This is a genomic window from Terribacillus sp. DMT04 (genome assembly GCF_019056395.1).
GTDB classification, from domain to species: domain Bacteria; phylum Bacillota; class Bacilli; order Bacillales; family Amphibacillaceae; genus Terribacillus; species Terribacillus aidingensis_A.
Genome location: NZ_CP077639.1, coordinates 2,705,958 through 2,726,753 on the forward strand (window position 1 = coordinate 2,705,958; position 20,796 = coordinate 2,726,753).

Below are 20,796 nucleotides of genomic sequence, written 5' to 3' on the forward strand. Positions count from 1 at the left end.
GTTCTTCCTCTTATTGATGCTGTCGTTTACGTTTTTCTTCTTCTGTTTCTTTATGGAAACCGACCATATTGAGCAGCGGACGATAGCGTTCACTAATCAATCCTGTAATCTCAACAATCAGTTCAATGAGTATTGCCAGTGAAATAATTAGGATAGCTGATCCCCACATCGTTGCTTCTGTATACAGGACACCTGTAATACTGAAGATACCGCTAATGGCATAAATGACGATAACCGTCTGACGATGCGAGAATCCTAGATTCAACAGACAGTGATGCAGGTGGAACTTATCCGGCGCTGACAATGGTTTCTTTTGTACGATCCGGCGGATGATTGCGAACGTCGTATCCAAGATTGGTACTCCAAGGATGATAATCGGCACAATCAAGGAGAATAAAGCGACGTTCTTGAATAGTCCGCTAACAGATAGCACGGCTATCATATAGCCAAGAAACAGCGCTCCTGTATCTCCCATGAATATCTTCGCCGGGTGGAAGTTAAAGACTAGGAATCCAAGCGTGCTTCCCAAAAGGAGCACACCCATCATGGCGGAAATTGGGTTCCCCATGCTGATTGCGATCATGGAAATGGTGAACAGCGCGATAGCGGAAACACCTGCTGCTAATCCATCCAATCCATCAATTAAGTTGATTGCGTTTGTGATACCAACAATCCACAGAATTGTAATTGGAATTGCCCATGCGCCAAATTCAATTCGGCCTGTGAAAGGCAGTGTGACAAAGTCAATCTGAATGCCGCCAAGGACTGTTACAGTCGCTGCTGCAATCTGACCGATAAGCTTTACTTTTGCTGATAAGATAAATTTATCATCAAGCATTCCAATTAATGTAATCATTGTTGCACCAATTAAAATCGGTGCAGTATTCGAATCATTTGGCATGAAAATCAGATAACCAAGAATGAAACTGATGTAAATGGCCAGTCCGCCAAGCCGCGGCATAATTTTCTGGTGTACTTTTCTAGCGTTTGGTTTATCCGTTGCTCCGATTGCGAATGCCAGCTTTTTCACCATAGGTGTCAGCACTAGCGATAAAACGAAGCAGGCTGCCAACGCTATGATTAAAGGCGTTATGTGTACCATTCGTATCCTCCTAAAATAGCTTGCTTGCAAACGTAAATGCGTATTTTTTTATTTTCCGAGTATTATAAGCTACTAGATTTCGACAGTATTCTATTCATGTTCTGTACTATTATAATGTTTCTGGCAGCAAAACTCAATTACATCCATTGTAAAGTTTGTATGACGAGCCTATGACAGCCGTTTACATTCTCTTAATATTCCTTAGGCTTCTTTTAGGAAGTTGTTTAGAATGGAGAACATTTGCTCTTTACCAGATTTGAACGGGACTGGCTCAAAGCTTGCTGTCTGTTCCATGACCTTACCGAGATCTTCGCCTTCTCCCCAGCTTAGAATATGCTTTTGTTCCAGGAAAATAGATAAAAGCTGCAGCTGGTGATCATCATTATGTTCGCCATACTTTTTCAGCCGTGCTGCTGCAATCACTTTCTTTCCTTTCTTTAAAGCAGAAATAACGGATCCAGTGCCGGCATGTGTAATGACAATTCTAGCATCTGCCATTAGCTGATCCATTACGTCATAGTTAACAAATGGCTTGATGTTCAATACATCACTTTCGTACTTTGTGTGGCCTGCCTGGACGACGACTTCTTCTGTTTCTGTTATAATTCCTTCCCTCTTGAGCCGCTCTACTTCTTCTAAAAGCCGTGTAAAGGGAAGTTCATGGGTTCCTAAAACAACGAGTATCAATAGATGGACCCCCCGTAGACCGCTTTCGGGTAAATCTGCTTCATTGTTTCCCATTGCACAATGAATAAGTCGGCAATTGGATAGATCATCTTTCCTGATAAAGTTGGCGACGTGGACTTTGCAAAGCTTTCAATAAAGATAACTCTTTTCCCAAAGAGTTTAGCGATATAGCACATCGGAACGGATGTATGCGCACCTGTGGAGATAACGACATCCGGGCGATGTTTCAGGAATAAAAAGATCGACTTGATGATGTTATAACTGAACTTAAAAATATAGCGAAAAGGATAGTTTCGTGCTCCGTAGACAAGAAAGCTCATTGGGTGCTTCCCTTTCATCTGTTCCGTAATTTCGGATTTCTCCGTCACAATATGATAATCATATTCCTTGAACAATGGTTCCAGCTGCAATAGCTGGGTTAAATGTCCGCCGATGGATGAGATTAGAAGCAGTTTTTTCTTTTTCATCAAGAATTCGCTCCATTCCGTTATGGTTAGATGCTATTGAAAGAACTTCTCCGGTTTCTGTCTGAGTAATCCATATAGGAACCCGAGGAGCAGTGCTAAATAAAATCCAGATGCTGGTGATGATAGAATATGACCAGCTATGAACGCTGCTCCAAGTCCGATACAAGCGCCGGCACCTGTAAATAATGCCGAAGCATGTAAGGTCCGGAAACGCTGTTTGAAAATAAATACAAGAATGCTGCCGATAACAAACAATAAAGGAAGTATCAGAATGAATGTGCCTAAATAACCGAAACCAAAGAACCAATCAAGAATATCCATCTCAATAATACGCGGTTGTTCACCTGTATAGTTCCCGCCAATACCCATACCAAAGACTTTTTGGATAACTGGTGCATGTTCAAAATAGTAAAGAACTGTACCGAAATACTCCTCTCGGCCGTTTAAAGCCATGAGCTGCCAGGAGCTCCACTGCCTGACACTTCCCGGAGGCGGGACCTCTCCTTCTTCCACTTCTTCTGGAAGCGGTGCTGTTTCTAGGGCCTCTTCCTGCTGCTGCGCTTTTTCATTGGCCATTTCAACAGATAAACCGAGGTTGTTGCCGATTGGCATCTCCGGTGTAACAAATATGGTCACCGCCAATAATACAAGCACAACACCTGCCTGTATGAGATTGCTTCGCTTCACAATGACTTGTACAAGCAGCAGAACAAACGCAAAACCTAAAACAACTAAAGCTGCGCCAAACGCAACCTTCGTTCCGATTGTGAGCATTGCCCATATCATGACAGCGACGAGTGCTGTGCAGATAATTTGTGCGAGCATCCCCTTCTTAACGAACAGATAGTAGATGATTGCTCCGCAGAAGCCCATGCCTAAAATGGCACTGATTTCATTGCCGGAAAAGAACCAACCGGAATGACCTTGTTTCGCCAAGTAATCGTAGCTTCGTTTGCCTGTTCCTGTTAACTCGGCAATCAGCATAACGACGCTAACAACGCTTGTATTGATGAACAGGTACTTTGGCACCGTGACCTTCCAATCACGATTCTTACCAAGATGGCGGAAGATCATGACATAAACGAGCAGCGCCGTGATGAAGAAGAAAGTCTTCAGGATAAACGTCAGCTCACCCACAGCCGAGACGGGATCTTTCCATACCATATTGACTGCAAAATTGGCTGCAAAATAAACAGCTAGAACAGCCATGTAAATGAACGTATTTCTGCTCCATCGTCTATCCGGGTAACTAAGCATGTACAGCATGCCAATCGGAATGACGAGAAGTCGTATCGGATTGGAAACCGGTATAGAGAAATACGCCAGTAAATCAAGAAAAGGCTGAGCTAGTATAAAGAAGATGAATAGTTTTTCTAATGTATGATGATTATCCTTAAGTCTTTGCATCAATGCTTGCAACTGAATGTCCTCCTTCGTGCCACTCTTGCCAATTTACTTAGCAGCAGAGCCGCCTCTTCCCAATAGGATATAAAATGATTGTATTTTCATCAGGAATACGCAGAGCAGAAATACGATGACTCCGCTAATTGAACAAAGCAGGATCGTGATTATCGGCTGCAGCTGATTAACTACATCTTTTAGCAGGTAAACAGCAATTCCCATGATAAGTACACTGATTGTCGTTTTCGCAACATCCAGGAGCATTCCTTTAATCGGCAGCTCACCCATCAGCTTGCGGAACAAAAGGAAACAAGTCAGCGCATAAATAAAGCCTGTTACCGATGATGACAGCGGAATGCCGATAAAACCGAAGCTTGCTGTAAATATGTAGTTTAGCAAGAGCTTTAAAGCAATGGACAAAAAGCCGAGCCGCATCATGTAGTGCCCTTTTTCCATTGTATAAAAGCCATTGTTTACGATAATAACCAAGCTGTAGAACAGAATCGTTCCAAAATAATAATATGCTGCTATGCTCGTCTCTTCTGTATGCTGCGCAGTAAATTTTCCATTTTCAAATAATACAGAAACAATCTCGGGCATGAGCAGCATCATCCCTGTCAGAACTGGCAGAAGCACGAAGTACATAATTTGTAAGCCGCGCGTAATATTCGCCTTAAATCCTGCTATATCTCCTTTTGTGTATGCAGCTGCCAGGAGCGGAAATACAATCGTCCCTATCGTAACGCCGACAATATTCTGGGGAAATTGCGTCAAATTCTTGGCTATATTCAGATAAGTAACGAAGCTGTCTCCAAGTCTGTTAGCAAACGATGTATCAATCGTTAATGTAATCTGCCCAATCATAGCCGTGAGTGCTACAGGTATGAAAATGTGGAAAAACCGCTTGTTCTCTGCCCAATTAATCTTGCCTTCCAACCGAAGAGTGCGTTTTGGCATAAGCAGTATTAATTTAAAAAGCAAGCTCAGGATGACTCCTGCTAAATTACCGAAAGCGAAAGCATACGCGCCAATTTGATCCGCAAAGAGTAAAGCACTCCCAATCGTTCCTAACAAGACGATTGCTTGGGCTAAGACGGATAAGTAATACTTGTTCTCTGCGTCAAAGTAGGCCTCCAGCACAGCATTGACTCCGACGAATAATAACGAAGAAAGAAATATAATCGTCATGATTGTCGCCATCTGCGCTGTGTCACCTGTTAAGTTGGGAAACAAAAGCTGAATATAAACAGGTGCAATAGCAATGAACAGAATGGATAGCAGCAAACTGAACAGCAGCGTGCCTTTCCATACATTTTGAAGATGAGACAAGCCTTTATTCTTTTCCTCATATTTAATGAAACTAGGTACAAATGCGCTCTTCATTCCTGTTGTCAGGAACAGAATGAACATATTCGGTAATGCAAATGCCGCATAGTAAGCATCTGCTTCACTGGTTGCTCCGAAGTAAAAGGTAATCAGCTGATCACGAATCAAACCAGATACCTTCAGTAAGAGCGTCACCAATAACAGCAGCAAACTGGCGATGCGAAGTTTCGACTTCATGATAGGACCTCTCTCTATATGCCCATACAGCATGCAGCTGATGAGATGCGTATTGCTGGGTAAATTATAAGGCGGAAACGAAAGCCGTTTCAAGGCAATTTACAGTAACTTAACGTTTGCTCATGGGCTCAAGATGCCTGAACCCTTTACGCTATTGATCTCGGGGATTTCTTTACAATATATTCGCATAAACAGACTATTTACAATTACTTCACCCTTTATTAACAGATCCACAATAATCCTTTGCTAGACTTGGTTCGACATATCCTAGATAAGGAATGGAGTGTGCGTATTGAAAATAGCTGTATTGATTCCATGCTACAACGAGGAACAGACTATCGGTGACGTAATTGAGTCTTTCAGGAAACAGCTGCCGAATGCAGATATATATGTGTTCGACAATAATTCAAAAGACAAAACGAGTGAAGTAGCACGAAAGCATGGTGCGATTGTCCGCCAAGAATTCCAGCAAGGGAAAGGACATGTGGTTCGATCCATGTTTCGCAATATTGATGCTGACTGTTATGTGATGGTGGATGGTGACAACACATATCCGGCTGAATTTGTCCATGATCTGATTGCACCAATCCAAGAAGGACGAGCCAACATGGTTATTGGTGACAGACTGTCCAATGGTACGTATGTGAAAGAAAATAAACGCAAGTTCCATAACCTTGGCAATACGATGGTAAAAAACTGCATCAACTTTCTTTATAAAAAGAAACTTAGCGACATTATGACCGGCTACCGTGCTTTTGACCGCTTGTTTGTTAAAACAATGCCGATTATGAGCCCTGGTTTCGAGATTGAAACAGAAATGACAATCCACGCATTAGACAAGCGGCTGTCGATTGTCGAAGTGCCGATTTTGTATCGGGACCGTCCAGAAGGAAGTTATTCAAAACTGAATACATTAGCAGACGGACGCAAAGTATTGTATAAGATTTTTACGCTATTCAAGGAGTATAAACCGATGCTGTTTTTCACAGCGTGGTCCATGCTGTTTTTTGTGCTCGGTTTAGTTGTCGGAATACCAGTTATCGTTGAATACTTCAATACGCAATTCATCACTCGGGTGCCTTCTGCGATTCTGGCTGTCGGGTTGATTGTCCTATCGGTGCTGAGCTTCGGCTGCGGTGCCATACTGGATACTGTAGCTTCCAATCAGCGCAAGCAGTACGAATTAGAATTGAATCGAATTCAAGCTGAAACGAAACCAAAACCTGTCCAAGGTATGACCAGAACTGGAGGCTCTATGTAATGCTGCAATTCCGGAACTTTTTAATAAGTGTGGCTGCAGGATTTGCAGCCACTATTTCTGTATTAGCTGTTATGCAGGAAAGACAGGATACCTCCCTTTTGAAGTATGCTGTTCTTACTGTGATTAGCATTTGTTTCTTTTTTGCTTTCTTGACATTTCGCAGAGGGATTACACATGCGGTTCTGGAGCGTCGTTACATATTAGTTGGTATCATGATTCTCTCGGTGTTTACACTGATTAGCTTAATTGACTGGCCGCTGTTTCTGAATCGGCCTTGGTATGAGACAGTGATTATTGATTTCATTTCACTGGCAACAATTTTCTGTTTCTTTTCCTTTATCGCCTTTCTTTTATTGAAGGGCGGCTATGTATGGCAGCGGACAGAGGTAAGCAAGTGGACAATATTGTGGTATATGCTGCCGATGATTTTTGTCTGGATGTTTTACTTGCTTGCCTTCTTCCCAGGAAATATGAGTCCAGATTCCTTGAACCATTGGCGGCAAGTGGAGAACATGGAATTCAATAACTGGCATCCATTTGCTTATACAATGGTCATTCTTGTATTGACGCAAATTTGGGATTCACCAGCTGTTATTGTTATTTTCCAAATGCTGCTGTTGTCTTTTGTTTATTCATTTGGACTGTATTCTTTCCGCCAATATGGACTTGGTAAGAGAATCGCCTGGGTAGCCGCAATCCTTTGGGCAGTACTGCCAATCAACGGTATCTTCTCCACCATTCTCTGGAAAGATGTTGTTTATAGTACGTTTATCGTCTTCCTGACTATCTTTGTGATGAAGACTGTATTACAAGAAGGGAAAAATCTGCGCACCTGGAGCGGCATTGCTACTTTTACCATTGTGTTAGTAGGCATTGCGTTTTTCCGAAATAACGGATTGCCGATTGCCATTCTGACTGCAATTGGCATGCTAATCGCTTACCGTCACATTTGGAAGCAGCTGCTGACACCGCTTGTGCTCGTCTCTGCGCTTTATGTGATTGTGACGGGACCCGTGTTTACAGCTTATAACATTCAATCAGCCAATCCGAATGAATCCATGAGCATCCCAACACAGCAAATAGCTGCTGTTGTCTCTCAGGACGGAGAGCTGACAGAAGAACAGCTTGCTTACCTTGATACGATTTTGCCAATCAATGACTGGAATGCTTATAACCCGTATTTAACCGATCGAATTAAATTCCATGACAACTTTCATGAAGATGTCATTATAGAAGATATGGGGAAATATTTGTCTGTATGGTTTGATATTGTGAAGCAGAATCCCGCCTTGGTAGTAGAAGCTTATTTGAAACAAACGTCATTAGTATGGCAAATTAATAAGCCAGTTGACGGCTATACGAATCCTTACACAATTGACGTGGACCCGAATGAAATGGGTCTGGAAACGAAACCGGTCAGCCAAACATTGTACGATGGGGTAGAATATTTACTGGAGACATCTCGCTATCATACAGAAGAGCTGTTCTGGCGCCCAGCGGTATTCAGTATACTCATCATCTTTTTCAGCTTGATTGCTTCACGTAAATTAGGAGCAGTAGCTTGGCTGCCGATCTTACCAGTTCTCTTTAATACAGCGACAATCTCTGTCGGCTTGCCGGCACAGGATTACCGTTACCTTGTAAGCAATGCAATGGTAAGTATCTTCTTCCTGCTCTTTGCTAGTCTGTATAAGAAAGGAAAGGAGCCAGCTTATGGCGTACACGCATCCCGAAAGTAATCCGCAGCATAAGCCAAAGCTTGGCCTTGCGTTAATTCTGCTGTCTGCAGCTTTCACGAGTGTTGGACAGCTATTATGGAAAATTGCGGATGGAGAGATTAATTTTCCGCTCCTGGTTGGGTGCGTTTGTTATGGTGCAGGTGCAGTAACGATGATAACGGCGTTTCGATTTGGGAAGCTAAGCGTACTGCATCCGATGCTGAGCCTTGGTTATGTATTTGCTCTATTCATGGGAGCGTTTTTCTTAGAAGAGCCTATTTCGCTCATGCATATCATTGGCACAGCGTTAATTATTGTAGGTGCTATCTTGATTGGAGGCGGTGACAATTAGCTGGGTCTTGTTACTGTCTTGCACACTGCTCGGAGCCATTGGCGGATTCTACTTCAAACGCGCCAGCGATCCGCTGATGAACACCTATCGTACTTTATTTATTGGCCTTGTCTGCTACGGTTCAGCAGCTTTAATCAATATTTACGTGCTGACGTTGCTTCCCTACTCGGTCGTCTTCCCACTGACGGCGATCACCTATGTGTGGACGCTCTTACTTTCGTATTATTTTCTAAAGGAGCGTATTAAGATGAGGCAAACAATCGGTGTCGGGCTGCTTGTTGCCGGCGCCGCATGCCTTGTCCTCTAGAAAAAGACTCCCATTTCATACATCATGAATGGGAGTCTTTTTCTTCTGCTATATTCTTATTAATTAGCCTGTAAGGACGCACCCTCACGAGCTCTGTGAATTGCTGGGATAAATGTAAAGTGGAAAACTTAAAGTCTGTATCCGCCCAACGCATGATAAAACCAACAGTAGCTGCCATTTGAAAATGAATCATCAAATCATAATCTACTGGGATACTTGGTTCCTCCGTTTCCATATATATATCACCAGATAAGCACTCCACGAAAACGTTCAGCATCTTGTCATGGATATCTGAATACAAAATGCGCAGCGCCTGCAATACGTGTCTCTCCTCATAGATATGCGTAAATATCCGCATCGTTGACGGAGCCTGCTCTTGCAGATTAACATACGCACTATGTTTATACGGCTCTAGCAATGCTATTGCAATACCATCCAAAAAATCCTGCAAAATTCTTTCTTTCAAGCTCTCTTTATCAGCAAAGTGCTTGTAAAAAGTACCACGATTATAATCCGCTTTATCAGCAATTTGCTGAATGCTGATACGTTTCTCTTCTTCTGCTAAAACCAAGTCAACGTATGCTCGCTTGAGTGCATTGATGCTTCTCCTGCTGCGACGATCTGTCTTCCCATTCATCAACAAAACAGTCCTTTTTGTTCGTTTATTATTATGCTGCTGTATTATTTTTATACGAGTGTTGATTAGGTTACATTACCCAGATTATTGCGTATTGTTACTTCCCTGTCAATGAGCTAAGATTAATATAATAAGGTAACTATCAATTTTTCTGTTCGAATTTTAGGAGGCTGGCACAGTGAAAGAATTCCAAAATAAGGTCATATTAATCACTGGTGCTGCGGGCGGTATTGGATCAGCTGCAGCCGTAGCTTTTGCAGAAGCAGGTGCAAAACTCGCTTTAGTTGATCTATCACGAACAGCTTTAGAAGAAGCAGCTGCTTCTATTGATACAGAAAAGCTTCTGCTGGCGGCTGATGTGACGAATGAACAAGATACAGCACGCTACGTTCAAGAAACGCTCAACCGCTTTGGACGTATTGATGTATTTATTAATCATGCTGGCGTTAGTGGTGATTTTCTTCCCATAACAGAACAGACAGCAGAAAGTCTTCATGAAGTGCTCCAAGTCAATGTTGTCGGCGCTTTTCTTGGATTAAAGCATGTGCTGCGTGTTATGATACAGCAAAAAGGCGGTGCTGTCGTCAATACTGCATGTGCTGGGAGCTTGCTGGGCGGTCCTGGCATGAGCACGTATGTAGCTTCCAAGCACGCTCTGCTTGGCTTGAATAAGACTGCCGCATTAGAGGTAGCAGAGTATGGAATACGTGTGAACGCCATATGTCCTTCGGCAGCTGATACAGAGTGGATGGATGCGATTGAAACCAAAGCCGCCAGCGGACTTGAAGAAGCCGCACGCCGCGGTTTTGAAGCGAGTGTACCGATGAATCGATATGCAGAAGTGAAAGAAATTACCGATGTTATGCTCTTTCTTGCTTCTAATAAAGCTAGTTTTATTACTGGTTCTTATTTCCGCATTGACGGCGGACAAGGAACTACTTCCGTATAAAAAAAGAAAGACGAGCGACATAGATTGTCAGTCTCGTCTTTTTTATTTGGACTCTAATTCATCTTTCAATCTATCGTAAAGAATACGCGCACCTTCCGGACTAAGGTATAAATTATCTGCGTACTGCTTATTCTCTGCTGTAATCTCTCCGGTTATTGCACAAGTAAAACCAGGCTGATATTTTCGGAAGATGATCTTATCTCCTTCAACAAAGATCTCCACTGGATCTTTTTCCTCAATGCCGAACTCTCTTCTAATCTCTTTCGGTACAACAACACGGCCAAGATGGTCCACGCGTCTTGTAATTCCAGTGCTTTTCATGAGAACGCCTCCTTTACTGTGATAGACTTACTATACTATATTTTTCTAATTATTGAAAATCTTATGGTTGAAGAAAGAGCACAAACATAGCTATGTTCATGCTCCTTCCTATTACTGCAGAATACGTTGAAGCTCGCTGCGTGTACGATCCGCTATTGCTGCTTCTGATCCGAGATAGAATACCTCTGGTTGCTTCCCAATTCGGCTTAAGAATGCTCGTGTAGGTTTCGTCACTGCGTTTGGTCTCGTTAACACGATTGGAGCATCATACTTTGCTCCCAGCGGCGCTCCGGACAAGCTATCTACTGTCGTTTGACCATTAGCAAAGAACACTTTATCCGGATTAGATCCATAGTACTTCTTAATAACAGCTGTATTGGTTGCATAACGGTCAGGTCCATAAACTCGTTCGACAGATGCTCCTAGTTGCTTCACCTGGTTCACTACACGTTTTGAAACGACTGTTTCACTGCCGATGATGGTTACTTTTCTAATAGCATTGTTTCTTATATACTTCTTCACTTCTTCGTGCAGTGTACCTGTTCTTGTCAATAAGATTGGGATACCTTCTTTACCGGCATGCGGTCCAATTGTCAGCGCATCTGGTGATTTTTCATCTCCGACAGCCAAGAAAATCTCCGAAGGCTTACTAGCCACTTCTCTCACTTCTCCTGCTACCTCAACAGCTGTTGCATATCGGTGGGAGCCAGCAATACGTTTTATGCTGCTTCCTGGGAACTTTTTACGCAGCTCATTTTCTACATTTCTTGAGATAGCTGGTTCTGCGCCGATAATATAGATTGTTGAAGGATTTAATCTGTCAATTTCCGTTATCGTCACTTGTTCTAAGCGATCTTGGTCTGTCAGTAATAACGGTGAATCCAGCTGTGCTGCCAAGACGCTTCCGGTAAAAGCATCAATCGGCAAATCACTGCGTCCCAGCACAACTGCTTTCGGAGATTCTAAGTGCCAGCCGTAATTGGAAATACTGGCGCTAGTCGCGTTGCGTCGGGCACCTTCTAAATTGTGCACCACAACAGGTGCTTTGCTTAAGTACCCACTAGCAACGTAACCGCTTTTCCCGCTGCTTGTTCGAACAGGATACCAAACGTAATGATTCACATTTGAATTATTTGTTTGGTAGTTTCCTGTTATTGTTAGTTTCTCTCCCCTAGGCAGTGAGCCGATTTTTGAACCATTTGGGCTGCTGCGTAATGTCAGATTGCTAGCCGTGACATAAGCGGTGCTGCCTTTCTGGAAGTTCTGTGTGCTTTCGTGCAAGGGGCCTGGAGTAGCTATGTGATCAGTTTGAAACGAGAAGTACGTGCCGAGCTTTCCTGTGATCCTGCCAGGAGTCAGTAAGTGCGTCGGGAATGGTGTCGTGGAAATTAACGACTGATTCTCCATCTCCTTATAAACAAGCTCCTGATATGCTGTTTGGGGGTTGGCAATCGGATCATTGCGTTCTAACCTGCCGTTATAAGCTAGAATAGCAAAATACCAGTTTTCCAGTTTATCAGGATTTCCATCGTTTACTACCGGAATTAAGTTATAAGGCAAGCCCGATTCCGCTTTTGCATTTGCTTCGTTCCACTTATCCTTTAGAATCTTCATTCCGCGCTCAATGTTATAATCGATGTCATGCATGAGACGATTTATCTCTTCTTTATCGCCGCGATTATAATCGGAAACCTGCATAATACCGATTCCGATACAATCATAGCCTATTACGACATTTGAACCATCTGCAATTGAGCATGATTGCTGATAGGAAGGTGTGCTGCCCGTCCAGTACTGCTTCCAGCCGCTTTCGCGAAAGGCGATTGACTTCACAATCTCCGGCGGCACATTGTACGCATTGGCTGCGTCCGTCAGCTTCTGGCTAATTTCAGCATAACTTGGATTCGCATGATCCACAGAACTTGCGCGGAACATACTTCGTTTCACACCCTTATCTGCCGCTTCGGTACGCTTTCCTTCTGACTGTACTTGCTGCGGCGTAACTTTAAATGCCTCGATATACACTTCGGTTGGGGCTGCCAACGGGACATGTTGTTCTATCTTTGGATAGCTGACTTCCACTGCTGCTTTTTCTTGATCTACTGTCAGTCGAGCTCCTTCAAATAATTCAGATTGATAAATACGTTCCAGACTTTCTGCTGTGACATGTAAGATATCAAACCGCAGCGCCTGTGCAGTACCGTGCGTTCGGTACTCCACAACCAAATAAGATTCATTCTTCATGATTGCTTCTTTAATGGAAGCTACATCTGCATCCGGAATAGTGGATGTATAAAGTTCCCCTATGTCTCCAGTAATTTGCAGCGTGCCATTCTCTTGGTTCGTAACCTTAGCTGCTTTTCCATCTGACAATTGCACGGTGTTTGTACCTGTGGCAAAAGTATAGATATTTTCTTCGGCTTGAACATGTAATGGCTGAAACACTGCCAAGCAAGCGAGAAATAGGCCCGCAAAAAGGACAAACGCTATCGATGATCTGTTCTTTTCCACCTGTTACCCTCTTTCTTTTTCTAAATTTGCAGTTCAAGGTTTCTGTCGAATAATGTAACTGCTTCTTTTTCACTATAGAAAGAGCAGGTGGATTTTACTAGACACAAAGATGAAACTTAACACTCTATCATACGGTTTTACATGTAGTTAACATAAAAGGCGGCTGGGACATAGATACTTTGGCTATATAAAAAAATCCAAACAATACTGCGATTAACAGCAGCGTTGTTTGGATTTTTGCATTGGAAACTTAGTTGCGAGCATCGCTTCGGAAATATACTCCGCTTTCCTGCGGGCGGCTGGTGAGCCTCCTCGTGCAAAAAAACGCACTGCGCGGGGTCTTCCCTAGCCTTCCTCCCGCGGGAGTCTCCGTGTATTTCCTACGCTGATTTTTGTTATTGGAAGTCTTCACTCGTGTAGTCAGAATACGTAGACTCCTCGAAAATAAGAAGCAATTTTCTTGTCGGTTTCTACTTCAAAAGCTATTTCTTGTCAGACGATAACAGCTAGAGCCAGCAGCTGTCAGAGGGTTGCATTAAAAAAGTACGGATCTAGTAATCTTTTGCTTTTAGGATTATTTAATCTTGTTTTGTTTCAGACTCTTTCGGTCGGTATTAAACGGAAAATATCTTTGTAAGACGTGGCTTTATTGCGTCCACCTCATAGGAGGCAGCAGTTTTTCGGGCACCTGCTTTTATCATCTGCTTGGTTTCTTCCGGCAGATCCATATAGGTAATGATGCTGGCAGCCAGTTCATCTGCTGAACCAGGCTCAAAAAAAAAGCCATTTTGGCCATGCTCCATATAATCAAGCAATCCGGCCATACGGCTGCCAATTACAGGTGTGCCGCAGGCCATCGCCTCCAATCCAACTAAACCAAGACTTTCTCCTTCGCGCATGGTTGGAAAACAGAAAATCTCCATACTATTGTAGACACTGTTCAGCTTTTGTTGGGGCAGCAGCGGGAAATGAACAAGCACTTCCCTTAGACCATAGCTGTCTACCATCTCCTCAAATGCTTCCTTTTCTAAACCATCACCGATGAACAATAGCTTGTAGTTGTTCAATCTGCCTTGCTGCTTTAATAGTTTCGCAGCTTTCAAATAAACATCCCAGCCTTTGCCCCGGTCGATGCGGCCGACAAACCCAATATATTTATAGGAAGTATTCAGCTGTAATTCTTGATAAGCATGCTGCGGATCTTTTTCATAGAAGGTTTCCTTATTAATGCCGCCTGAAGGGAAGATTTCAATCCGATTGGTCAGTCCGTATTTTTGCAGTACGAGCTGCTTGTAATACGCGCTTGGCGTAATTACAGTGTCAGATACCTCCAACAGCCGCTTTACATAAGGCTGGTATTTCTCCCTTTTCTTGAATTCAGGCACCACATCACTGCCATGCACATTTGTATAAACTACCATATTTTTATTCAGCTTTTTCGCTATTAACACGGGAATGGAATTATGCGTGGCATAGTGCACATAAGTAACATCATACTTCCGAAAGATAGATTTACCGATTATGCGAAAAAAATGACTTCCGTATGCTAGCAGCTTGCCGATGGAGCTTGATTGTTTCGTGACGACAGTGCGGTCAAAACTTGCACCAGCCTGTGCAAGTATCTTTTCTGTATTCTCGACGAACACGCCATAGTTGGGATGTTCTTTGCTTGGATACATGTTAGCGATTAAATGAACTTTCATAAATGAGCCCCTTACGTACGTGATTGTAAACAAATTGTACGCTTATTCACCAATTGTTGCAGTATGATTGTAGATAACTTTAAAAACACTTTACAAACCATGATCTAACAATCCACTAAACTCCAACAATCAATAATCCAGCAATCCTAGCAGAAATTCATAGCTTGTAAACGATTCTCGGAAGTCTGACCAACTGATCTGCTGTGGTTTCCATGGTGTTACAAACGGTTCGTTGTCATAATAATCGCCTGCTCGAGCTGGTATCGTTGTGCCCGGTTCCATTCCTGAAGTAATAGCTGCTTGCTTGTCGTTCGTAGCTCCGACTTTGACATTCGTCGTGAAGGCCTGTCCGTTAGCCATTGTCCAAACCTTTCCATCTTTAATCTGATCTGGTTTCACTGCAGGAGCTTGACTAGCATATGCAAGCAGTATATCTGTTTTCAGGTGATAACCTGCCACTAGTTTCTCCGCTTGTTCTTCCTCGGATTGATAAGTTGCTTCAAAGGTATAAAAGCTTGTCTTATCCTTGATGGATGCAGGCTGATCTGCCAGCTCCGTAATTTCGCCTTCTAAAACAATACCATCATCTGCTACCGCTGCTTTTACTGTCATGCCGCTTTGCACTTGTTTTCGTTCTGCTTCTTCTAGCTCCCCGGAAATAACCAAGTCGCTGCTATTAATGGTAATGACAGGCGCTTCTCCAGGCACAGCAATATCTTTGATTGTGCCAGCAGCTGGACTTGTGACCGTGATGTATTCACCTGTATCTTCTAACGCTGACAGCTGTTCTTCTGCCGCAGCCAGGGCCGCTTGTTTCTCGGCAAGCTCTTTTTCCAGACTGATGCGATAATGCTCCTGAATTTGAGCTGTCTGTTCTTCCGAGGCCTGCTGCAATGCTTCACTTATTGCTTCTGTCCCGGCACTTTCTTCATTTACCACATCTGCATTCTCAAAAGTTTCCGGAATAGCGATATCCGTTGGTAGCGCACCTGCAGCAACATCTATTTCATCTATTTGGTTCATTGCTTGTTCGACAGCGGCTGTCTGCTCCTCTAGCGTTGTAATAGATGCGGAGAGCTCTTGATGCGTTGTCGTATAATCTCTAACGTGATAAGTAAAGAGGTCATCGCCTTCTTCAACTGCATCCCCTTTTTCCACAAGCATTTCCGATAACGAACCAGAAGCTGGTTGGAGGTACACGGGAATTTCATCTGCGGAAGTGAGTACAGCCGGAGCAGATAACGTCTCTTCCACATCCTGTGCCATCACCTGTTCCCAGTCTTGAATAAAATTCGTTCGTCCGATTCGACCTTCATCGTCCCAGAACAGAAGACCTATGTTAAGCAGCACAAGGACGGCTGCTGCTGGCAGAAAAATTTTCTTGATCACCCTTTAAGCCCTCCTATGCGAAGATGAATGCAACAAGTTTATTCCCAATACCGCCAAGCAAAGTAAGTAACAGCATATAGCAAAGATATATCATGCTTACGACAATCCATACATGCCACCGCTTTGCCGGAAATAAGACAAGCAGGCATCGAGTCTGAAAATATAAAATGAACAGTTGGAATATAGACACTGTGCCAAATAAACTGATGATCCACGGTTTATCTGTAAACAGGTCTGCAAGCACACCAAGTGAAAATGGCGATCGGTTCCATTCTAATCCGGCAGCCGGCAATAAAACCAGCCAGGTAAGTGCCTCAAATAGAAACACGATACCAACACTTAGCTGCAAAACCAGCAGTTTTTGATACGAAATTTCATAAAATAAATAGAATACTAGCGAAACGACAAATAAAACGAGGAGACCTATTACGAACCCAAGCACTAACCGCCCAATCACAAACCACAGTTTGGCGTATTCGTAGTCCGCTCCAGTATAGTCGGCTCTCAGTTGATTCAATGTTTCGGTCCCGGCTCCAATCCATCCTAAAGCCGCATAAACGATGCAAAAAGCAACTAGGAGCAAAGTCGTCCATAGCCAATGTCCCCGCAGAGTTTCTGCCTCCCGCAGCTTGAATAATGTCTCTTTTGGACTCGTCAAAAGGCGGAAAGGATTTGTATGATATGTCATGTTCGGCCATCCTTTTTCTATGTATATAGTAAAAGATTAACTTAATTTCTTAAAATTTGCACATTATTTACAATAAAAAAATAGACTGGCGAAATACCAGTCTATTTGGCGAATGTACTGTTCGGTCTGAGTGCTCTGTTTGTTTTGGCCTGACGAGGTACAACCGGACTGCTTAGTTTCGCTTTCCCATATTGCAGCAGCATATACGTAACAAGTGATAGTCCATATAAGATCGGCGCATAAATCAATCCCCAAGCAAAGGTATGGATAAATGGTGACTGTTCCAATGCCTGATCAAAGATGCTGCGCCATAGTGTGTGAATCAAATAGATTCCTACTACGTTTTTAGCGACAATCCCTACATAACGATGCTTGCCGATATTCCGCGTCTTCAAGGTGAACAACAGCAGGAAAACAGTTAACGGAATCGTACTAATGAGGTACTCTCCTTGCGGTAAATCCATGTTGTAATGAAGGATGAATCGCTCAATCAGATGCAGTGCAAAGCCAGATACCGCAAGCATCCCAACTGTTCTAGCTTTTATGCTGCCCATTGCTTGCACGATCTGCTTTTCATATAAACCAAAACAAGCTCCAAGTGCTGTATAAAACAATCCGAAGTAGATTCCATTCCGTGTTGTCTCCTCCATCGTAACATGGAATAGGGGACCATATGACTGCCCCATCAATCCAATTAGATTGAGCAAGAGACCTGCCAATAATGTCAGTTTAAGCAGGTGCAAACGGTATGCTGCGTAAATGATTATAATGGAAAAGATTAAGGCGAACATAAACCACAGCTGGTATTGCGTATAAGATATGCCATCTAATAGTGTACGCCATTGGAATGTATCTTGGAAATAAGCTGTGAGTGCTGCTTTTTGCTGATTCATCGTGCCAGTTGAAGTGGTAATAATTTTAATAAAGTCATATATCCAATAAAAGGAAAACCATGCTGCCAAAAGTCCAATGAGCTTGCCGGTATAGCGCTTGAAATAAGCAAATGTATCTTCCGTTCGTTCCAATTTCATAGCAAATAAATAGCCGGATGCAGCAAAGAAAAATGGCACAGAGAATCGTGCGAGTGTATCAATGATGAATGCCCATGTTTCCCCAGTCCCGAATGGGACAGCCGTATCACGGAACGTGTGTGTATGAATACAAACGACACCGAAAATGGCCAAGCATTTAAAAAAGTCGATGGAGTAATTTCTCGTCATGTGCATCTACCTGCTTTCTTTGTTCTACAGAATACTATCCGTCCTTCCTTCTTTATATACCCCCTGCCGCCCCGCTCACAAGGCTTTTAACAGAACTGTAATGACAATACAATCTAGGTGCAATATGATTACAAACTCTATCCACCAGACCTTATTTTTTCCATAAAAAAAAGCACTCACTTTCGTGAGCACTTAATTGGTGGTTACTAATGCCTTTAGATACAGATCCAATTTCTTAGCACGGCTCGGCGTTTCCCATCCTGGCTGCATGAAATATTCATCGAATATATCAGACAGTTCATCGAAGCGGCTATCTTGTAAAATCGCTTGGTTCCATTCATATAGCTGGCTGTATTGTTCGATATACCGTTTCATCTTCTTCTCAAATCCGGCCAAGTGATTTGCTGACGGCATACCGAAAAACGCAGCTCGCGCCGGATCGAATATGGGATAATGCACATTCAGTAAATGCAGCAGATGTGTTACTTGGGGGAACTGCATAGAAGGATTACCCCGGCGGTTCTTCACTTCATACAGTGCTCTTGTTAACTCGACAATACTACGCTTGTCCGGGTTTTGGGCAGCTCTTTGAAACAAATGGTAAAAGGTCTGTTCAAATTCCTCGGTCAAATTGGGATTTACTAAACCTATGTAATGCTTTAACACGTATCGGAATACCGGGTGGTGTTCGTTCTTCCTGGCTTCCCGGCGTAAATACGCATCAAGCGCGATGTCGTCTTGGCTGATGGATGTCAAAAGCTGTCCTTTATGCAGCAGCAGCTGCTCTAAAAGTCCCACTTCGGTGTATGTGTCGCGCATAAGACAGTTGTCCTCCTCCACTTCTAAGCTACTATTGATAGTTTACATGATAACATATTCAGCTTAGGAAGAAGAAGCAATGCGCCAGCCTTAAGACAAGCTTTGTCCAGCGAAAAAATGTTCGTTATTCAGTAACGCAATTACAGTGCCAGTACGTTTGTATTGCTGATCAAAGGAACGCTCCGATGTTTCGACAAACAAAGCAGTACCATTATAAAAGCCTACTTGGGTGCGGCTTTTCGTTTCTTTATAAGATTGGATGTGATAGAAGGATAGCCAGACACAATGTGTATTCGTAGGTGAGGATGATGGAAGCATATAAACGCCATGTGCTGGATGCACTGGGATTGGCACCTTCTTATCTGTCCGCAGCAGTCTGCCAATCGCATGTACCCTGCCTTCATAGGAGGAACCATACTGCATGCAGCTATGGTCGATTATGGAAAGAGGTGATTGTTCAACTAAAATCTCTTTGTCTGTTTCCAATACGCGGGATTGATAAATTGGGTCATACAGACGAAGAATGGCTACGGTATTTCGTGTAATTGTATACTGTTCCCTTTTTTCTGTGTGCATGGTTTCCTCCTTCAGTAATCGCTTGTACAAGACTATATTACTATAAAAGAGGATTTTAAACTGTAAAGCAAATGTAAAAAATAGTAAAAAAGAACGAAGCGTGTCGCTTCGTCCGTTTATTTAATCGCAAATGTAATTTCTGCTTCGCAAGCTAGCTCGCCGTCCACTGTAGCAGTTGCTTTTCCTTTGCCGATAGGCCCTTTCAAGCGGATGATCTCCACTTCAAGCTTCAATGTATCACCAGGAACTACTTGGCGTTTAAAGCGGCATTTATCAACACCTGCAAGGAAGCCAATTTTTCCTTTGTTTTCTTCTTTCATTAGCATTGCAAACGCTCCAGTTTGCGCCAGCGCTTCAATAATTAGTACACCAGGCATTACAGGATGATCTGGGAAATGGCCTTGGAAGAACGGTTCGTTGATTGTTACGTTCTTTTTCGCTACAGCACGTTTGCCTTCTTCAATCTCTGTTATTTGATCCACAAGTAAAAATGGATAGCGGTGGGGGATTATTTCTTTGATTTGTTGTACATCATACATAATATGGTGAGCCTCCTGAATGGTTGTCTTTCCTAAGGTATTATAACAAAAACAAGGCGTGTATGTTTAGCTTGTCTGCTATGAAGGGTATGTTTTTACAAAACAGTTGTAGGGAGGTAGCCAAATGCTTAATTTATTACTATGGATTGGCATCATTGTTGTTGCTTTCTGGCTTCTTGGTGTCATTTTTAATATTCTTGGAGGAATCATTCATATTCTCCTCGTCGTCGCGGTTATTATGTTTGTTATTTATGCGATTAAGAAGAGCAGGAGTAAGCGATAGAAAAAAGCTGGTCCGGATTCCGGAGCCAGCTTCTTTTATGATTTCTCATTAACCAAGTTATAAATATGTGTCCATGTATCTCGTTTCAGGACGTCAAAGGCATTGCCGTCGCCTAGTACGCCATATCCGAAGAGCATACCAAGCAGAAGGAATATGATCAAAATGACCGGCACGACAAGTAATCGAAGCCAAATGGGGAAGGCTCTTCTGCGTTGCTTTTTCGGCGCTTTCTTTCCTTCTGCCTGCTTCTTGTTGTCGTGCTCTTCTTTTGTTTGAAGTTTGGATGCATTATCCGGCATAACG

At 42.9% G+C, this 20,796-nt stretch carries 22 protein-coding genes; 6 read left to right on the plus strand and 16 right to left on the minus strand.

Annotated elements, in window-relative coordinates:
- Positions 1–10: 10 nt before the first annotated feature.
- The 5 genes from KS242_RS14105 to murJ form a co-directional block, all read right to left on the minus strand.
- The gene (locus KS242_RS14105; protein ID WP_217321911.1) at positions 11–1,102 is read right to left on the minus strand and encodes a glycosyltransferase family 4 protein; all 1,092 of its coding nucleotides are present in this window, start codon (positions 1,100–1,102) and stop codon (positions 11–13) included.
- Positions 1,103–1,303: 201 nt separating this feature from the next.
- A complete protein-coding gene (gene pssE, locus KS242_RS14110) occupies positions 1,304–1,789 on the minus strand; it encodes a PssE/Cps14G family polysaccharide biosynthesis glycosyltransferase (RefSeq protein ID WP_217321912.1) in 486 nt (161 codons plus the stop codon).
- On the minus strand, positions 1,786–2,256 hold the full coding sequence (gene pssD, locus KS242_RS14115; RefSeq protein WP_217321913.1) for a PssD/Cps14F family polysaccharide biosynthesis glycosyltransferase: 471 nt from the start codon (positions 2,254–2,256) through the stop codon (positions 1,786–1,788). The genes pssE and pssD overlap by 4 nt, the downstream gene beginning before the upstream one ends.
- 33 nt (positions 2,257–2,289) lie before the next feature.
- Positions 2,290–3,675 (minus strand): O-antigen ligase family protein, encoded by a 1,386-nt coding sequence (locus KS242_RS14120; RefSeq protein WP_217321914.1) that lies wholly within the window; start codon positions 3,673–3,675, stop codon positions 2,290–2,292.
- Positions 3,676–3,708: 33 nt separating this feature from the next.
- Positions 3,709–5,220: a murein biosynthesis integral membrane protein MurJ gene (gene murJ / locus KS242_RS14125; protein ID WP_217321915.1), complete on the minus strand. Its 1,512-nt coding sequence runs from the start codon at positions 5,218–5,220 to the stop codon at positions 3,709–3,711.
- A gap of 292 nt (positions 5,221–5,512) precedes the next feature.
- Here murJ and KS242_RS14130 point away from each other — a divergent pair, with 292 nt between their 5' ends.
- Genes KS242_RS14130 through KS242_RS14145 form a run of 4 tightly spaced genes read left to right on the plus strand, consistent with a single transcriptional unit; the run spans position 5,513 to position 8,858 of the window.
- Positions 5,513–6,481: a glycosyltransferase family 2 protein gene (locus tag KS242_RS14130; RefSeq protein ID WP_217321916.1), complete on the plus strand. Its 969-nt coding sequence runs from the start codon at positions 5,513–5,515 to the stop codon at positions 6,479–6,481.
- A complete protein-coding gene (locus KS242_RS14135; protein WP_217321917.1) occupies positions 6,481–8,220 on the plus strand; it encodes a DUF6020 family protein in 1,740 nt (579 codons plus the stop codon). Before KS242_RS14130 ends, KS242_RS14135 begins: the two co-directional genes overlap by 1 nt.
- Complete coding sequence (locus tag KS242_RS14140) at positions 8,195–8,551, plus strand: EamA family transporter (RefSeq protein ID WP_217321918.1); 357 nt, start codon at positions 8,195–8,197, stop codon at positions 8,549–8,551. Before KS242_RS14135 ends, KS242_RS14140 begins: the two co-directional genes overlap by 26 nt.
- Positions 8,541–8,858 (plus strand): EamA family transporter, encoded by a 318-nt coding sequence (locus KS242_RS14145; protein ID WP_254391879.1) that lies wholly within the window; start codon positions 8,541–8,543, stop codon positions 8,856–8,858. Before KS242_RS14140 ends, KS242_RS14145 begins: the two co-directional genes overlap by 11 nt.
- Before the next feature lie 22 nt (positions 8,859–8,880).
- Here KS242_RS14145 and KS242_RS14150 read toward each other — a convergent pair whose 3' ends face one another.
- Entirely contained in the window at positions 8,881–9,495 is a 615-nt protein-coding gene (locus tag KS242_RS14150; protein ID WP_217321920.1) for a TetR/AcrR family transcriptional regulator, read from the minus strand.
- 178 nt (positions 9,496–9,673) lie between these two features.
- Between KS242_RS14150 and KS242_RS14155 the strand changes: the two genes are divergently transcribed.
- A complete protein-coding gene (locus KS242_RS14155; protein ID WP_217321921.1) occupies positions 9,674–10,444 on the plus strand; it encodes an SDR family NAD(P)-dependent oxidoreductase in 771 nt (256 codons plus the stop codon).
- 42 nt (positions 10,445–10,486) lie between these two features.
- Here the strand turns inward: KS242_RS14155 and KS242_RS14160 are convergent, their stop codons facing one another.
- From KS242_RS14160 to fabZ, 9 genes are all read right to left on the minus strand, one after another.
- The gene (locus KS242_RS14160) at positions 10,487–10,765 is read right to left on the minus strand and encodes an AbrB/MazE/SpoVT family DNA-binding domain-containing protein (protein ID WP_217321922.1); all 279 of its coding nucleotides are present in this window, start codon (positions 10,763–10,765) and stop codon (positions 10,487–10,489) included.
- Between the two features lie 111 nt (positions 10,766–10,876).
- Positions 10,877–13,276, minus strand: a complete 2,400-nt coding sequence (locus tag KS242_RS14165; protein WP_217321923.1) for a cell wall-binding repeat-containing protein — start codon at positions 13,274–13,276, stop codon at positions 10,877–10,879.
- Positions 13,277–13,890: 614 nt separating this feature from the next.
- Positions 13,891–14,979, minus strand: a complete 1,089-nt coding sequence (locus KS242_RS14170) for a glycosyltransferase family 4 protein (RefSeq protein ID WP_217321924.1) — start codon at positions 14,977–14,979, stop codon at positions 13,891–13,893.
- Positions 14,980–15,108: 129 nt separating this feature from the next.
- The gene (locus tag KS242_RS14175) at positions 15,109–16,368 is read right to left on the minus strand and encodes an efflux RND transporter periplasmic adaptor subunit (protein ID WP_217321925.1); all 1,260 of its coding nucleotides are present in this window, start codon (positions 16,366–16,368) and stop codon (positions 15,109–15,111) included.
- A 13-nt stretch (positions 16,369–16,381) separates the two neighbouring features.
- Complete coding sequence (locus KS242_RS14180) at positions 16,382–17,056, minus strand: hypothetical protein (RefSeq protein ID WP_217321926.1); 675 nt, start codon at positions 17,054–17,056, stop codon at positions 16,382–16,384.
- A 101-nt stretch (positions 17,057–17,157) separates the two neighbouring features.
- Positions 17,158–18,276: an acyltransferase gene (locus tag KS242_RS14185; protein ID WP_217321927.1), complete on the minus strand. Its 1,119-nt coding sequence runs from the start codon at positions 18,274–18,276 to the stop codon at positions 17,158–17,160.
- A gap of 192 nt (positions 18,277–18,468) precedes the next feature.
- Positions 18,469–19,095 carry a hypothetical protein gene (locus KS242_RS14190; protein WP_217321928.1) on the minus strand — a complete coding sequence of 209 codons (627 nt, stop codon included), beginning with the start codon at positions 19,093–19,095 and terminating at the stop codon, positions 18,469–18,471.
- A 90-nt stretch (positions 19,096–19,185) separates the two neighbouring features.
- Positions 19,186–19,671 (minus strand): competence protein ComK, encoded by a 486-nt coding sequence (locus KS242_RS14195; protein WP_217321929.1) that lies wholly within the window; start codon positions 19,669–19,671, stop codon positions 19,186–19,188.
- Between the two features lie 116 nt (positions 19,672–19,787).
- Positions 19,788–20,210 carry a 3-hydroxyacyl-ACP dehydratase FabZ gene (fabZ, locus tag KS242_RS14200; protein WP_217321930.1) on the minus strand — a complete coding sequence of 141 codons (423 nt, stop codon included), beginning with the start codon at positions 20,208–20,210 and terminating at the stop codon, positions 19,788–19,790.
- A gap of 124 nt (positions 20,211–20,334) precedes the next feature.
- Here fabZ and KS242_RS14205 point away from each other — a divergent pair, with 124 nt between their 5' ends.
- Positions 20,335–20,493, plus strand: a complete 159-nt coding sequence (locus KS242_RS14205) for a lmo0937 family membrane protein (RefSeq protein WP_217321931.1) — start codon at positions 20,335–20,337, stop codon at positions 20,491–20,493.
- A 35-nt stretch (positions 20,494–20,528) separates the two neighbouring features.
- On the opposite strand, the gene KS242_RS14210 is transcribed toward KS242_RS14205, so the two are convergent.
- Entirely contained in the window at positions 20,529–20,792 is a 264-nt protein-coding gene (locus tag KS242_RS14210) for a DNA-directed RNA polymerase subunit beta (protein ID WP_217321932.1), read from the minus strand.
- Positions 20,793–20,796 lie beyond the last annotated feature (4 nt).

Coding starts and splice junctions, on each gene's coding strand:
- KS242_RS14210 (WP_217321932.1), bottom strand. CDS start 20,792: ATGCCGGATAATGCATCCAAACTTCAAACAAAAGAAGAGCACGACAAC.
- KS242_RS14180 (WP_217321926.1), bottom strand. CDS start 17,056: ATGACATATCATACAAATCCTTTCCGCCTTTTGACGAGTCCAAAAGAG.
- KS242_RS14160 (WP_217321922.1), bottom strand. CDS start 10,765: ATGAAAAGCACTGGAATTACAAGACGCGTGGACCATCTTGGCCGTGTT.
- KS242_RS14195 (WP_217321929.1), bottom strand. CDS start 19,671: ATGCACACAGAAAAAAGGGAACAGTATACAATTACACGAAATACCGTA.
- KS242_RS14205 (WP_217321931.1), top strand. CDS start 20,335: ATGCTTAATTTATTACTATGGATTGGCATCATTGTTGTTGCTTTCTGG.
- KS242_RS14190 (WP_217321928.1), bottom strand. CDS start 19,095: ATGCGCGACACATACACCGAAGTGGGACTTTTAGAGCAGCTGCTGCTG.
- KS242_RS14150 (WP_217321920.1), bottom strand. CDS start 9,495: ATGAATGGGAAGACAGATCGTCGCAGCAGGAGAAGCATCAATGCACTC.
- KS242_RS14105 (WP_217321911.1), bottom strand. CDS start 1,102: ATGGTACACATAACGCCTTTAATCATAGCGTTGGCAGCCTGCTTCGTT.
- KS242_RS14140 (WP_217321918.1), top strand. CDS start 8,195: ATGGCGTACACGCATCCCGAAAGTAATCCGCAGCATAAGCCAAAGCTT.
- fabZ (WP_217321930.1), bottom strand. CDS start 20,210: ATGTATGATGTACAACAAATCAAAGAAATAATCCCCCACCGCTATCCA.
- murJ (WP_217321915.1), bottom strand. CDS start 5,220: ATGAAGTCGAAACTTCGCATCGCCAGTTTGCTGCTGTTATTGGTGACG.
- KS242_RS14135 (WP_217321917.1), top strand. CDS start 6,481: ATGCTGCAATTCCGGAACTTTTTAATAAGTGTGGCTGCAGGATTTGCA.
- pssD (WP_217321913.1), bottom strand. CDS start 2,256: ATGAAAAAGAAAAAACTGCTTCTAATCTCATCCATCGGCGGACATTTA.
- KS242_RS14170 (WP_217321924.1), bottom strand. CDS start 14,979: ATGAAAGTTCATTTAATCGCTAACATGTATCCAAGCAAAGAACATCCC.
- KS242_RS14185 (WP_217321927.1), bottom strand. CDS start 18,276: ATGACGAGAAATTACTCCATCGACTTTTTTAAATGCTTGGCCATTTTC.